Below are 14,296 nucleotides of genomic sequence, written 5' to 3' on the forward strand. Positions count from 1 at the left end.
CCCCCCCCCCCCCCCCCCCCCCCCGCCCAGTTCAGAGAAGCCGCAAACCCCAGCCGTTGCTCTGCTCCAGCTCTCCAGCTCTCCAGCTCTGCAGCTCTGCAGCTCTACAGCAAAGAAAAACGGGCGCCGAAGCGCCCGTTCTCTCAGCTCAGCAAAACGCGATGAAAAGCCTCACCACACCTTGACCCGCTTTTCCGGCGCCAGATACAGCTTCTGGCCCTCCTTCACCTCGAAGGCCGGATACCACGCATCCAGATTGCGCACCGTCAACGCACGGAACTGCCCCGGCGCATGCACATTCGTCAACAGCGAATTGCGCAGTGCCTGCTCACGCGCCTTGCTGCGCCACGCCTGCGCAAAGCCCAGGAAGAACCGCTGATCCGGCGTAAAGCCCTCCAGCGTCTGCCCCGGCTTACCCTGCAACGACAACTGATACGCATCGTAGGCCGTCGACAGCCCCGCCACGTCCGCAATGTTCTCGCCCAGCGTCAAACGACCATTCACCGACACCCCCGGGAACGGACTGTAGCTGCTGAACTGCGCCGCCAGCGCATCCCCGGCCGCGTTGAACTTCTTCAGATCTTCCGTCGTCCACCAGTTCTGCAGCTTGCCCGTCTCATCGAACAGCGCACCGGCGTTGTCGAAGCCGTGGCTGATCTCATGGCCGATCACCGCACCGATCGCACCGTAGTTCACCGCATCATCGGCCGCACCGTCGAAGAACGGCGGCTGCAGGATCGCAGCCGGGAACACCAGACGGTTTTCCAGCGGCACGTTCATCGCATTGATGGTCTGCGGCAGCATCGCCCACTCGCTGTGGTCCACCGGCTTGCCCAGCTTGGCGATGTTGCGGCGGTACTCGAACAGCTCCGCACGCTCGGCATTGCCCAGCGCGTCATCGCGCTTGATCTCCAGGCCCGTGTAATCGCGCCACTTGTCCGGGTAGCCCATGCCCACCGTCAGGCCGTCGACCTTGGCCCTGGCACGCGCCTTGGTCTGCGGCGACATCCACTCCAGCGCATCGATGCGCTTGGCGAACGCGGCAATGATGTTCTTGGCCATCTCGTCGGCACGGGCCTTGGTGGCCGGGTCGAAATGACGCTCGACGTACAGCTTGCCGATCGCTTCACCGACGGCATGGTTGCTGTCATCCACCGCACGCTTCCAGCGCTCGCTCTGCTGCGGGGTGCCGTTGAGCGTGGTGCCGTGGAAGGCGAAGCGCGCATCGGCGAACGACTTGGGCAGGTACGGGGCGGCGCGGTCCAGCGCGTGGAAGGCCAGGTAGTCCTTCCAGACCTCCAGCGGCTCGGTCGCGACCAGGCGCGAAATGCCGGCCACAGCCTTGGGCTGCCACACGATGAAGTCCTGCTGGGCATCCAGGCCGGCCGAGGCCAGGAAGGCGCTCCAGTCCATGCCCGGCGCCTTGGCGCTCAGGTCGGCCTGCTTCCAGGCATTGGCGCCCTTGGCGACGTCGTTGGTGTCTTCCTGGGTGGCGTGGGCCTGGGCGATCTTGGTCTCCAGCGCGACGATGCGCTGGGCCTTGGCCGCCGGATCGGCGACGCCGGCCAGCTGCAGCACCTGAGCGATATACGCCTGGTACTGCTTGCGGATCTCGGCCATGCGGCCGCCCTGCAGGTAGAAGTCGCGGTCCGGCAGGCCCAGGCCGCCCTGCACCAGGTACGGCGCGGTGCGGTCCGGCTGCAGCAGATCCACCGAGACCCACACGCCGAACAGGCGGTCGGTGTAGAAGTTGGTGGCGTTGAGCAGGTCCACGTCGGCGCGCAGCGTGCCACCCAGCGCGGTGGCCAGCGCGGCCTTGTCGCTGATCCCGGCAATGGCGTCCAGTTCGGGTTTGACCGGTGCGGCGCCGCGCGACTCGATGCCGGTCTCGTCCATGAAGGCGGCGTAGTAATCGCCGATCAGCTTGGTCTCGCCCTCGGCCTTGGTGTCGGCGGCGGCGCCTTCAAGGATGGCGCGGGTGTCGGCCAGGGTCTTTTCGGAGATGACGTTGAAGCTGCCGTAGCTGGAGCGGTCGGCCGGGATCTCGGTGTTCTTGACCCAGGTACCATTGGCGAAGCCGAAGAAGTCATCGCCGGCGGCGATGCTGCGGTCCATGCCGGCGGCGTCGAAGCCGAAACTGCCGAGCTGCGGCTTGGGCGCGGCCGGTTCGGCCGGAGCGGCTTCGGGCGCGGCCGCGGCCGGCGCAGTCGCCTGGCGGTCACAGGCGGCCAGGCTCAGCGACAGGCTGGCGGCAATGGCGAGCATCAGGGTGGGGCGGCGCAGCTTGGACATTGAGCTTCTCTGCAACGGAAACATCCAAGTCTAATCCTGTCCCGGGCGCACGGTTATGCCGGCTTCGGCGGCATCGGGTACCGGATCTGCCCGTCCCCGGATTCACCGAGGTGAACGGCCCGCTGCGGTGCTTCCCGTCCTGCGCGTGCTCGTGCATGCTGGAGCGGCACGGATTCCGCGCGCGCCCCGTCGGCGCCCGCGTGACGATCAAGGCGTCAAGAATCCCGGGCAGCGGCCGCTCAGGTTTGGGGAAACCAGGAAGCGTTTACAGATGAAGTCAGCCTGTCGTTCGGGAAAAGGGTTGCGATGCCCGCGTTGAACCGTGCCCTTGCGCGGCCACTGCGGACGTTCGTGTGGCTGGGGATTTCCCTGGGTGCGCTGCTGGCTGCCGGGCTGGTGGCCACGCTGGTCAATGATGGCCAGCGCCGACAGGAGGCCGCGCAGCGCCAGAGCTCGGCGCTGGCGACCGGCGCCCAGCGCTTGCTGCGGCTGGAGCTGCGCAATCTGGAGCGGGTGATGCAGGGCATTTCCCGGGATGGTGCGCTGCTGTTCCAGCGCGTGCCCGCGCAGGCCCCCGATCTGCTCGACGCCAGCATCGCCGGCGCCCTGCAGCGGCATGCCGAACTGCACAGCATCGTGGTGGTCGACCAGTACGGGCGCGCCCTGACCAGTGGCAGCGGCGATCTGCAGCTGCCGCTATGGGCGGTGGATGACAACCGCGGCCAGGGCAGCCAGGTGTTCCTTGGCCCGCCCCAAGCGCTGGATGCCGCGCAGTGGATCCTGCCGCTGGCGCTGCCCATGGGCGGCGACCGCTGGCTGCTGGCACGGCTGCGCACGGCCGAACTGCAGTCGATCATCGGCGGCATGGACACCGGCGATGCCGGCGTGATCTCCATCACCGACCCGCATGGCTATGTGCTGGCGCGCAGTCCGGACCCGGCCGGGGTGGTGGGGCGTCGTTTCGGCCTGGCCAAGCGCGAGCTGCTGCGCCGAGACGCGTTGACGCCACTGGGGACGGAGATCAGCGCGGTCGATGGCATCGAGCGGATTTCCAGCCTCAGCACGCTGGCCCAGTACCCGCTGGCGGTCTACGCCGGGCTGGGCCGGCGCGATGTGCTGGCAGCGTGGTGGCCGTACGTGCAGGCCTCGATCGGCGTCTACCTGCTGTACTGGGCGCTGTTCGGCGCGGTGTATGTGAGCCTGCGCCGTGCCACCCGCGATCAGGACACGCTGAGCGAGGAGCTGCGCACCGGCCATACCGAACTGCGCATGGCGCACCAGGTTGGCAAGGTCTGTACCTGGTACGTGGATGAGGATGCCTGCCTGTTGCGCTGGTCACCGCTGGCGCGTGAGATTTTCGGCATCGACATCGAGAGCCTGCCAGTCGCCGATTTCTTCGCACGCGTGCACCACGAAGACACCGTACGCATGCAGCAGGCCTTCGACGCCGCGTTTGCCGGCAGCGGCGTGCTCGATGAAATGTTCCGCCTGGTGTTGCCCGGGGGCGCGATCCGCTGGGTGTCCGCGCGTGGTCAGCGGGTGGCGGTGGTGGACCGTGAGCGCCGCATGATCGGTGCATTGACCGATGTCAGTGAGCGGGTGGATGCGCTGGCGCGGGTGCAGCAGGCCGAGCGGCAGTTCCGGCTGCTGTTCGACCGCAACCCGGCGCCGTTCTGGGTGTTCGATCCGGACACGCTGCGCTTCCTGGAAGTCAACGAAGCGGCGGTGCGCCAGTACGGCTACAGCCGCGATGAATTCCTGGCGATGAGCATCCTGGATATCCGCCCGCGCGAAGGCTGGGAGGAGATCCGCGGGGCGATTGCACAGGCCCGCATCGGCGACGTGCAGGATGCGCAGGTACGCCTGCACCAGCGCAAGGACGGCACCGTGTTCGAGGTCCGTGCGCATCTGGCCCGGCTGGATTTCGACGGGCGCCAGGCTTGCCTGGTGCTGGCCGAGGATGTCAGCGAGCGCCTGGCCTACGAGCGCGACCTGGCGTATCACGCCACCCATAACCCGGCGACCGGCCTGCTCAATACGCGTGCGCTGGCCGCGCAGCTGGACGAGGAGGGCGGGGCGTACACCATTGCCTACGTGCAGTTCCGTGGCCTGCAGCTGGTCGCCGATACGCTCGGCCGGGAGGGCGGCGACGTGGTGCTGCAGGCGATGGCCAAGCGCCTGGGCGGGCTCGGCGTGCGCTATGGGCTGCTGGCCTTCCAGCCGGCCGAGGATTTCATCTTCGCCATCCGCGACGACCATCAGCGCCAGACCGCGCTGGATACGCTGGTGCAGACCGTCTCCGAGCCGGTGCGCGGGCAGGATTGGCTGCATCAGTTCGAGCCCCGTATCGGCGTGGCCGTGAAGTTCGACGGCGATGCCAACACGGCCGAACAGGTGATCGGCATGGCCGCGCAGGCCGCGCATGCGGCGCGCGACGAAGGCAACGTGATCGCCTGGTATGACACCACCGTGAGTTCGCGCCTGTCCGAACGCCTGCGCCTGGCCGGGCGCATCCACAGCGCGATCGACACCGAGTTCGAGCTGTACTACCAGCCGATCTGCCACGCAGGCGACAGCAGCCCGGCCGCGCTGGAAGCCCTGCTGCGCTGGCCGCAGGCCGACGGCAGTTTCATTCCACCCGGTGAGTTCATCCAGCTGTGCGAAGACACCGGCCTGATCCTGGCGCTGGGCCGCTGGGTGATCCGCGCCGCCGCGCAGGCACAGCGGCAGCTGGTCGATGCCGGCTGGGACCTGCCGATCGCGGTGAATGTCTCGGCGGTGCAGTTCTTCAACAGCGACCTGGTGGCCGAGTTCACCCGCGCCAGCCAGGAATTCGGGCTGGCCCGCGGCGCGCTGCAGGTCGAGCTGACCGAGAGCAGCCTGATGCGCAAACCCGGCCAGGCCAAGCAGACCATGCAGCGCCTGCACGAGCAGGGCATCTGCATCTCGCTGGACGACTTCGGTACCGGCTATTCGAACATGTCCTACCTGCAGCACCTGCCGCTGGACATCCTCAAGATCGACCGCAGCTTCGTGGCGGACGTGGAAACCAATCCGCGCAATGCCTCGATCTGCCGTGCACTGCTGTCACTGGGGCACAGCATGGGCCTGACCATCATCGCCGAGGGCGTGGAGACCCCCGGGCAGCACCAGTGGCTGGCCGCGCACGGCTGTGACCAGGTGCAGGGCTATCTGCTCGGCCGGCCGATGCCGCTGGCCAAGGTGATCGCACAGTTGGATGCGGTGGAGGCGTAGTTCGCCGGGCGCTGCCCGGCCGCCGCCACGCATCATCCGCCCAGCGCTTCCACCAGGTAATCGATGAAGCTGCGCACCTTCGGCGCCAGATGGCTGCGGCTGGTGTACACCGCATGGATGCCGATGCCCGGCACCGTCCACGCGGGCAGTACCCGTTCCAGTCGACCATCGGCGATGGCATCGGCCACCAGGAAGTCCGGCTGCACGATGATGCCCATGCCGGCGATGGCCGCTTCGCGCAGCACGTCGCCATTGTTGGCACGCACCCCGCCATGTACCGGCACGGAGACCTCCCCGCGCGGACCGTGCAACTGCCACGCATCCCCGCCGGCCCAGTAGCTGTAGTGCAGGCACTCGTGTGCGGAGAGATCTTCGGGTTGCTGCGGCCGGCCATGCGCATCCAGATACGCCGGCGCCGCGCACAGGCTGATCTGCGCGTCGGCCAGCTTGCGGGCGATCAGTGCCGGGCTCGGTTGGCGGGTGATGCGGATCGCCACGTCGTAGCCTTCTTCGACCATGTCCACCAGGCGGTCGGACAGCGACAAGTCCAGCTCCACCTGCGGGTAGCGCGCGCGATAGCCGGCCAGCACTGGGCCCAGCCGGGCGATGCCATAGCTGACCGGCGCGTTGATGCGCAGCCGCCCCGAAGGCTCCAGTGCCTGCGCGCTGATGCCGGCCTCCAGTGCATCGAACTCGGCCAGCAGCCGCACGCACTCGGCGTAATAGGCCGCGCCCGTGCTCGTCGGGCTCACGCGGCGGGTCGTACGGTTGAGCAGCCGGGTCGAGAGGCGCTTTTCCAGCGCCGCGATCTGCCGGGTCACCCCCGCGGTGGACAGGTCCAGGGCCTGCGCGGCGGCACTGAAGCCATTGCGCTCGACCACGGCGACAAACACACGCATGGCATCCAGAGTGTCCATTGTTTCTCTTTCCGAAATAAACAGCGTCGATGCATCGTATTTATTGGCTGATCTGTGCGCAATAGTCTGATCGGTAGAGTGACCCGTCGGGTCCTGCACCTGGAGTCCGTGATGTCCCGCTTGCCCTCCCTGTACATCTCCCACGGCTCGCCGATGACCGCGCTCAACCCCGGTCTGGTCGGTGAGCGCCTGGCGGCCCTGGCGGCGCGCCTGCCGCGACCGCGTGCGATCGTCATGGCCTCGGCGCACTGGCTGACCCACCAACCTGTGGTCGGCGGGCATGCCCAGCCACCGACCATCCACGATTTCGGCGGTTTTCCGCAGGCGCTGTTCGATCTGCAGTATCCAGCGCCGGGCGACCCCGCGCTGGCGCAGGAGATCGCGCAGCGGCTGATCGCGGCCGGCCTGCCGACCGCGATCGACCCGCAGCGCGGTCTCGACCACGGTGCCTGGGTGCCGCTGCGCTTTCTGTACCCGCAGGCGGAGATCCCGGTCGTGCCGCTGGCGATCCAGCCATTGCTTGGGCCGGCCCATCAGTTCGCGCTGGGCCGCGCGCTGGCGCCGCTGCGCGAGCAGGGCGTGCTCTTGATCGGCTCGGGCAGCATCACCCACAACCTGCACGATTGGCGCAGCTACCAGGACGGCAAGGAAGCGCCGTATGTGCGGCCCTTCATCGAGTGGGTGGAGCAGCGCCTGCAGGCCGATGACAGTGCCGCCTTGCTGGACTACCGCCGTCAGGCCCCGTACGCCGTGCAGGCGCACCCGAGCGACGAGCACCTGCAACCGCTGCACGTCGCGATGGGCGCGGCCGGTGGCGATGCGCTCGGCGCGCAGCGTATCGATGCCGGGATTGATGCCGGTTTCCTGGCGATGGACATCTATCGCTTCGACGGCGCCGACGCACCGCAGCGCGCCGCATGAGTGCCGTGCTGTCCGCGAACTGAGCCTGGCGCGCCCCGCGCATTCGCGTGGCGGCGCCTGTGTGGTACGTTTTTTCCTGTTTCCGGCGCCGGCTGCCTGCAGCCTCCCCCGCGCTGCTTACTGGAAAATGCATGCATACCATTGAAGTCGTCCTGGCGATGCTGGTGGCGGTGGTCGCCAGCGGCTACCTGGTCCGCGTCCTGCCGTTGTCGCTGCCGCTGCCGTTGGTGCAGATCGGGCTGGGCGCGGTCATTGCCGGGGTGTTCAACCGCGGCCACGCGCTGGAGCCGGAGATGTTCTTCCTGCTGTTCCTGCCGCCGCTGCTGTTCCTGGATGGCTGGCGCATCCCCAAGCAGGGCCTGTTCCGCGATAAAGGCGTGATCCTGGAACTGGCCTTCGGGCTGGTGGTGTTCACCGTGATCGGGGCCGGTTTCCTGATCCACTGGATGATCCCGGTGATGCCGCTGGCGGTGGCGTTCGCCCTGGCCGCGATCATCTCGCCGACCGACCCGGTGGCGGTCAGTTCGATCGCCTCGCGCGCGCCGATCCCCAAGCGGCTGATGCACATCCTGGAAGGCGAGTCGCTGCTCAACGATGCCTCCGGCCTGGTCTGCTTCCGCTTCGCGGTGGCGGCGGTGATGACCGGCTCGTTCTCGCTGGCGACGGCCTCGCTGACGTTCCTGTGGGTGGCGGTGGCCGGGCTGGCGATCGGTGTCGCGGTGACGCTGGGTGTGTCCACCTTCCAGCGCTGGCTGTGGCGGCGCTTCGGCGAGGAGCCGGGCGCGGCGCTGCTGGTCAACCTGTTGATTCCGTTCGCGGCCTACCTGCTGGCCGAAGAGTTCAACGCCTCGGGCATCCTCTCGGCGGTCGCCGCAGGCATCACGATGAGCTATGTGGAACTGAGCGGCCGCGTGTCCGGCAGCATGCGCGTGCAGCGCACCGCCGTGTGGAACATGCTGCAGTTCAGCTTCAACGGCATCATGTTCGTGCTGCTCGGCGAGCAGCTGCCGGGCATCGTGGAGCGCGCGATCAAGACGGTCAGCGAAAGCGGGCACCACAGCGCGTGGTGGTTGCTGGTCTACGTGGTGGTGATCAATCTGGCGCTGGTGCTGCTGCGCCTGGCCTGGGTGTGGCTGTCGCTGCGCTGGAGCCTGCTGCGCGCGCGTCATCGTGGCGAGGCCCGGCAGGGCACGTCCTGGCGGATCGTGGTGGCGACTTCGGTGGCGGGCGTGCGCGGTGCGATCACTCTCGCTGGCGTGCTGACCCTGCCGCTGTTCCTGCCCGACGGCAGCGCCTTCCCGGCGCGCGATCTGGTGATCTTCCTGGCCGCGGCGGTGATCCTGTTCTCGCTGGTCGGTGCCAGCATCGCGCTGCCGCGCCTGCTCAAGGGCCTGGAACTGCCAGCGGATTCGGGCGAACGCAAGGAAGAGGATCTTGCCCGCAAGCTGGCGGCAAAGGCCGCGCTGGCCGGCGTGGAGCGCACGCGCCAGCAGCTGGTGCAGAACCAGACCACCGAGAACGTGCAGCTCTACAACGATGCCGCCTCGCGGGTGAGCCTGCTGTACCAGCGCAACCTGGAGAAGGACGCCGGGCCGGATGCCGATCCGGACAAGGTCAAGCGGATGGAGCAGGGCTACCGCCAACTGCGCACCGCCGGGTTGACCGCCGAGCGCGAAGAACTGTTCCGCCTGACCCGGCGCGGCAAGATCTCCGATGAGATCTCGCGCAGGCTGATCCGGAATCTGGATCTGCTGGAGACGCGGCAACGCGATTGAGGCCGCACCGTGCCACCGGTAGAGCCACCCCATGGGTGGCTGCGCGGACCCACTGGAACCCACGCGCCCGGGATGAAGGGCGGCCACCCATGGGGTGGCGCTACCCCGGCAGACGTTGGATCAGGCGTCTCCGGCACACGTGGATCAGGCGTCTCCGGCAGACGTGGGATCAGGCGTCCGGCTTCTGATCCAGGAAGTAGGCCACCACGGTGCCCTTGATCTTGATCGTCATCGGGTTGCCGCGGCGGTCGCGGGCCTTGCCGGCCTGCACGCGGATCCAGCCTTCGCTGACCGAATACTCTTCAACGTTGTCGCGTTCGACATCGTTGAAACGGATGCCCACGCCGCGCTCCAGCGCAGCGGCATCGTGGAAGGGACTGGTCGGGTTGATCGCCAGGTGATCGGGAGGGGTATCGCTCATGGTCACAGGTTGCTGACGACCACCAAGGCCGCCTTCTGCCGTACAGGATAAACCGCAGCGGGCCCCGCGCCGAATTTCGCTTCCTGCCAACGCCCTTGCACGGCAGAATGCGCCCCTGTCTCCAGGAATACCGGCCATGCCCGACAACAGCGATTATTTCGACTTCGAAGAAGAGGAACGCGATTTCGACGAAGACGATTTCGAGGCACGGATCTGGAATCTGTTCGTGCTGATCAACCCGGGCGATGAGGAACTGGCCCTGCAGCAGTTCAATCGCTGGCGCGAGGCGCTGCTGGAGAGCGGCGAAGGCATTGATGAGGACGCCGACTGGCTGCCGCCGATGATGGCGGCGATCGCCTGGCAGTCCGGGTTCGAGGTGGAACGCAGCGATGCCGATGCGCTGATGTCGGCGGTGAACGAGCTGTCCGCGCGCTGGAACCTGCAGATCGACTGGGGCGGCGACCTGGACGATGAGGATTTCGCCGCCGGGGTGGATGCGCCGATGCTGATGGCCACCGCCCATGACCGCCTGCGCGAGCACAACTACGCGCTGTGGAGCGTGGATACCGGCAATGACACCCTGGCCGGGTGGATGGCGCTCAACCGCGATGACGATGCGATGCTGGCGCTGTGCTCGCTGCTGGGCGTGGAAGTGCGGCCGGGCAGCGATCCGTTCTGAGGGCGTGACCGCGGTCTGCGTGTGCCGACCAACGGTCGGTACCTACGCCTGGGGCAGGTACTGCCCACGCGCGTTGGCGATGACCGCTTTGACCAGCGCGCGGTCCGTATGCCGTGAGATGGCCTGTGCGCCCAGGGCGATCGCCTGCAGGCGCAACGGGGCGGGCACGTCGTAATGCGCGCCGCTGCGGCGGTTCTGGAACGCCCGCCGCGGAATCCCGAGCTGCGCCGCCATGGCGTGCAGCTCGGGCAGGGTGTCGGCCATCAGATGCGCCCAGCGCTCGCCGCGCCAGGGATGTACCGCATCGTCGATATAGACCGTCACCGGGTGGCCGTGGCTCAGGCCTGCGGCTTGTCGTCGCTGGCGGCCGGGGCCGGCTCGGCGTCGGCATCGGCTTCGACGGCAGCGTCGGTCACGATCTCGGCGTCTTCGGCCTCGTCGTCACCTTCGCCTTCGCCTTCCACGCCTTCGAACTCGGAGACCAGCTGCGACAGGTACTCGTCGGCGGTCTTGCCTTCGTCAGCGGCCAGATCGTCGATCAGCTGCTGCAGCTGGGTCGAGTACTCCAGGTTGACCTTGCGGCCTTCCTTTTCCTGGACGTTGGACAGGTGCTTGAGCATGGCCAGCATCGGGACCGGGTTGTCGGCGTTGCCCATGGTCTGGCCGCCGATGGCCAGCAGCCACTCGGTGCCCTGCAGGCCGATCGCAGCGACGACCTGGCCTTCTTCGTTGGTCAGCACGGCATGGTTCTGCACCGGCTGCTGGGCGTTGAGGCGGTTGATCGGACGCTTGGGCTGCTGCTTCTTGCGCTTGTCGCGCTTGGCCTTGGACTGCTTGGACATGGGTGCGGTCTATCTACAAAAGGAAGGCCCCATTGTAGTGCCGGCCGCCCGCCGGCTCCACGGATTCCCTGAATTCCCCCTGCCGCCGCCGCCGCCGCCGCCCCCCTTAAGGCGCGACAGCCGGCGCGAGCGTCGCCTGGATATCGGCGTCGGCAGCGGTGGGCGACAGTGCCACTTCCTGCCCGGCACCGGCCAGGGCCGCCGCTTCGGCCGCCTTGGTCATCACCACGATGCTGATCCGGCGGTTGATCGGGTTGTCCGGCTGGGTCCGGTCGAACAGCACCGAGGAGGACAGGCCGACCACACGGGTCACCTTGTCTTCGGTCATGCCGCCATCCAGCAGTGCTCGCCGGGCGGCGTTGGCGCGGTCGGCACTGAGCTCCCAGTTGCTGTAGCCATGGGCCGCGTTGTAGGCGGTGATGTCGGTGTGGCCGGTGATGCTGATCCGGTTCGGCACGTGGTTGATGAACTGCGACAGCTCGCGCAGGATCTCGCGCGTATACGGCTTGAGCGAGGCGCTGCCCATGTCGAACATCGGGCGGTTCTGCTTGTCCACGATCTGGATGCGCAGGCCTTCGGGGGTGAGGTCGAGCAGCAGCTGGTCCTTGAACGGCTCCAGCGCCTGGCTCTTGCTGATCGCTTCTTCCAGCTCCTGCTTGAGCGCTTCCAGCTGGCGTTTTTCGCGCTCGCGCTCGTCTTCCTGCGGCACGGGCCTGGAGGCCTGCTGGTTCTGGAAGGGATCGTTGCTGTTGCCGCGCGAGATGTCGGTCGCGCCGCCCAGCTTGATCATCGAGGTACTGGCGCCGCCTGGGCCGGCCATGCCCGGGGCCGGGGTGGAACTGCTGCCGGCCAGCGGGCTGGGGTTGCGGAAGTACTCGGAGATTGCCGCGCGCTCTGGCTTGCTGGTGGCGGCCATCAGCCACAGCACCAGGAAGAAGGCCATCATCGCGGTAACGAAGTCGGCATAGGCCACCTTCCAGGCACCGCCATGGTGCGCGGCGTGGCCGGCCTTCTTGACCCGGCGGACGATGACGGTGGGTTTGGTCTCGGCCATGGCGCTGCCTTACTTGACCGTCTTGAGGTGCTGTTCGAACTCGCTGAAGCCCGGGCGCACGTTGGAGGGCAGGGTCTTGCGGGCGAATTCCAGGGCGATCTTCGGGTTGTAGCCGCGCAGGCAGGCCAGCAGGGCGGTCTTGACCGATTCGTAGATGCGCGCGTCCTGTTCGGCACGGGCTTCCACGGCCGAGGCCAGCGGGCCGACGAAGCCATAGGCCAGCAGGATGCCCAGGAAGGTGCCGACCAGCGCGCCGGCGACGTGCGCACCGACCTCGGTGATTTCCCCGCCGATCGAGCCCATCGTGATCACGATGCCCAGCACTGCGGCGACGATGCCGAAGCCGGGCAGGCCGTCGGCGACCTTGTTGAGCACCGCGGCCGGCTGCATCGCCTCGCCGTGGTGCTTCTCCAGCTCCAGCTCCAGCAGCGGTTCCAGCTCGTGCGGCTCGATGTTGCTGCCGATCATCAGGCGCAGGCAATCGGTGATGAAGTCGACCAGGTGATGGTCGGCCTGCACCTTGGGGTAATTGGCGAAGATGCTGCTCTCGGCCGGGCGCTCAACGTGGTCTTCCAGCGCCATGAAGCCTTCGCGGCGCGCCTTGTTGAGCAGTTCGTAGAGCAGGCTCAGGACGTCGATGTAGTCCTGCTGCTTGTAGCGCGGGCCCTTGAACACGCCTACGGTGGCCTGCAGGGTCTGCTTCACGGTTTTGACCGGGGTGCCGACCAGGAACGCGCCCAGTGCCGCACCGCCGATGATCACCAGTTCATAGGGCTGCCACAGCGCGCCGAGTTTGCCGTGCGCGCCGACATAGCCGCCAAGCACGCTGAGGATGACGACGAGAAGTCCAACGATGATGAGCATGGGGCCGACGCGGGAAGGGGATACCTCCATGTCGGCCCCTTCACGCCCTTTCTGAAGGGGGGCGTTCGCTCGATGTCACACTTTTCCGGATTCAGGCGGCCGGCTCGGCTTCCGCACCACCGCGCTGCAACGGATCCGGATAGGCCTGCCCGTTGGGCGTGAACGACAGCGAGACCGAGTTCAGGCAGTGGCGTTCATGGGTCGGCGGCGGGCCATCGGGGAAAACATGGCCGAGATGGCTGTCACACCGCGCACAGACGATCTCGGTGCGGACCATGCCATGGCTGGCGTCGCGGATCTCGCGGACATGCGCCGGGTCGAAGGGCGCGAAGAAGCTCGGCCAGCCAGTGCCGGAGTCGAACTTGGTGCTGGAGCGGAACAGCGGCAGGCCGCACAACCGGCAGCCGTAGACCCCGTCCTGCTTGTTGTCCAGGAAGACCCCGCAGAACGGCGCCTCGGTGCCATGGTGAAGCAGCACGCGCTGTTCATCGGCGCTGAGGCCGGCCACCAAGGCCTGGCGCTGGGCGTCAGTGGGCGGGGAAAGGTCGAAAGCTGTCATAAGCATTCCCTATTGATGTGGTACGTAGATTGGGCTGTTGCCTCTAGAGGTTCAAGCCGGGGCATTCATCGTGCTGATACCCGTGGCGGTGCATGGTGAAGACCTGAACCGCCGCCGGGAGATCGCCATGTACCGCCCACGCCGCCTCGCCGCTGCCTTGCTGGTGCTGCTGCCGTTGACCGCGGCCGCGCAGATCGGCCCGCCGCCCAGGCCCACCGCGACGCGGCCGGTGGTCACGCCGCAGCCCGCGCCACAGCCCCCGGCCGTGCAACCGGTGCCGGTCGACAGCCTGTCCGACAGGATGGCCCCGGTGAAGTCGTCCTCGCAGACCCAGCAGCAGCTGCGCACGCACCCGATCCAAAGCAAAGGCCCCGCGCAGCCCGCACCGCTGCAGGGCCCGGCTGTGCAGAGCAAGGTCTACGACCGCCACGGCCGGATCATTCCGGGGGTCAAGCAGGTAGGCCCGAACCGCGTGCTCGATACCCGCACCGGCCGCTATTACGACGCCGTCCCCAGCGGTGACGGCCAACAGATCAAACCCTGACGCTCGTGGTGGCAGGCGGCAACATGAATGGTTTACATCGCCGCCCGCGCAGTCATCCCCGTCAACGCAAGGCCTCACTGTTTTTTCGCCTGTGATTAACCGGATTGGCGGGACCCTGTACCTGCGCCGCAACACAGCGCATCCCCCGAGGTTTTTCGAGAAGAGTGCAATCA

General features: G+C 67.4%; 13 protein-coding genes. 5 read left to right on the forward strand and 8 right to left on the reverse strand.

The annotated features are described in order from the left end of the window. Window positions 1-171: 171 nt before the first annotated feature. Window positions 172-2,292 (reverse strand): M13 family metallopeptidase, encoded by a 2,121-nt coding sequence (locus ACE026_RS20685; RefSeq protein WP_486040729.1) that lies wholly within the window; start codon window positions 2,290-2,292, stop codon window positions 172-174. Window positions 2,293-2,598: 306 nt separating this feature from the next. On the opposite strand from ACE026_RS20685, the gene ACE026_RS20690 reads away from it, so the two are divergent. Continuing rightward, window positions 2,599-5,547, forward strand: a complete 2,949-nt coding sequence (locus ACE026_RS20690; RefSeq protein WP_486040730.1) for a bifunctional diguanylate cyclase/phosphodiesterase — start codon at window positions 2,599-2,601, stop codon at window positions 5,545-5,547. Between the two features lie 32 nt (window positions 5,548-5,579). Here the strand turns inward: ACE026_RS20690 and ACE026_RS20695 are convergent, their stop codons facing one another. Beyond that, complete coding sequence (locus ACE026_RS20695) at window positions 5,580-6,464, reverse strand: LysR family transcriptional regulator (RefSeq protein ID WP_486040731.1); 885 nt, start codon at window positions 6,462-6,464, stop codon at window positions 5,580-5,582. 111 nt (window positions 6,465-6,575) lie between these two features. Between ACE026_RS20695 and ACE026_RS20700 the strand changes: the two genes are divergently transcribed. Both ACE026_RS20700 and ACE026_RS20705 read left to right on the forward strand, forming a co-directional pair. After that, the gene (locus ACE026_RS20700; protein WP_486040732.1) at window positions 6,576-7,385 is read left to right on the forward strand and encodes a dioxygenase family protein; all 810 of its coding nucleotides are present in this window, start codon (window positions 6,576-6,578) and stop codon (window positions 7,383-7,385) included. Between the two features lie 131 nt (window positions 7,386-7,516). Next, complete coding sequence (locus ACE026_RS20705) at window positions 7,517-9,160, forward strand: Na+/H+ antiporter (RefSeq protein WP_259261708.1); 1,644 nt, start codon at window positions 7,517-7,519, stop codon at window positions 9,158-9,160. A gap of 169 nt (window positions 9,161-9,329) precedes the next feature. Here the strand turns inward: ACE026_RS20705 and ACE026_RS20710 are convergent, their stop codons facing one another. After that, a complete protein-coding gene (locus ACE026_RS20710; protein ID WP_259261709.1) occupies window positions 9,330-9,581 on the reverse strand; it encodes a DUF3297 family protein in 252 nt (83 codons plus the stop codon). Between the two features lie 136 nt (window positions 9,582-9,717). On the opposite strand from ACE026_RS20710, the gene ACE026_RS20715 reads away from it, so the two are divergent. Further along, window positions 9,718-10,260: a DUF6630 family protein gene (locus ACE026_RS20715; protein WP_179461101.1), complete on the forward strand. Its 543-nt coding sequence runs from the start codon at window positions 9,718-9,720 to the stop codon at window positions 10,258-10,260. Window positions 10,261-10,302: 42 nt separating this feature from the next. Here ACE026_RS20715 and ACE026_RS20720 read toward each other — a convergent pair whose 3' ends face one another. The 5 genes from ACE026_RS20720 to msrB form a co-directional block, all read right to left on the reverse strand. After that, complete coding sequence (locus tag ACE026_RS20720) at window positions 10,303-10,584, reverse strand: DUF4031 domain-containing protein (RefSeq protein WP_486040734.1); 282 nt, start codon at window positions 10,582-10,584, stop codon at window positions 10,303-10,305. 14 nt (window positions 10,585-10,598) lie between these two features. Further along, window positions 10,599-11,102, reverse strand: a complete 504-nt coding sequence (locus ACE026_RS20725; protein ID WP_123731297.1) for a hypothetical protein — start codon at window positions 11,100-11,102, stop codon at window positions 10,599-10,601. A gap of 106 nt (window positions 11,103-11,208) precedes the next feature. Further along, window positions 11,209-12,156, reverse strand: a complete 948-nt coding sequence (motB, locus tag ACE026_RS20730) for a flagellar motor protein MotB (protein ID WP_486040735.1) — start codon at window positions 12,154-12,156, stop codon at window positions 11,209-11,211. Between the two features lie 9 nt (window positions 12,157-12,165). Further along, entirely contained in the window at window positions 12,166-13,020 is an 855-nt protein-coding gene (gene motA, locus ACE026_RS20735) for a flagellar motor stator protein MotA (RefSeq protein WP_088432758.1), read from the reverse strand. Window positions 13,021-13,111: 91 nt separating this feature from the next. After that, the gene (gene msrB, locus ACE026_RS20740) at window positions 13,112-13,579 is read right to left on the reverse strand and encodes a peptide-methionine (R)-S-oxide reductase MsrB (RefSeq protein WP_313211764.1); all 468 of its coding nucleotides are present in this window, start codon (window positions 13,577-13,579) and stop codon (window positions 13,112-13,114) included. Between the two features lie 127 nt (window positions 13,580-13,706). On the opposite strand from msrB, the gene ACE026_RS20745 reads away from it, so the two are divergent. Beyond that, window positions 13,707-14,123 (forward strand): classical arabinogalactan protein 4, encoded by a 417-nt coding sequence (locus tag ACE026_RS20745; RefSeq protein WP_486039853.1) that lies wholly within the window; start codon window positions 13,707-13,709, stop codon window positions 14,121-14,123. Window positions 14,124-14,296: the final 173 nt, after the last annotated feature.

Source organism: Stenotrophomonas sp. AGC87 (genome assembly GCF_057333975.1).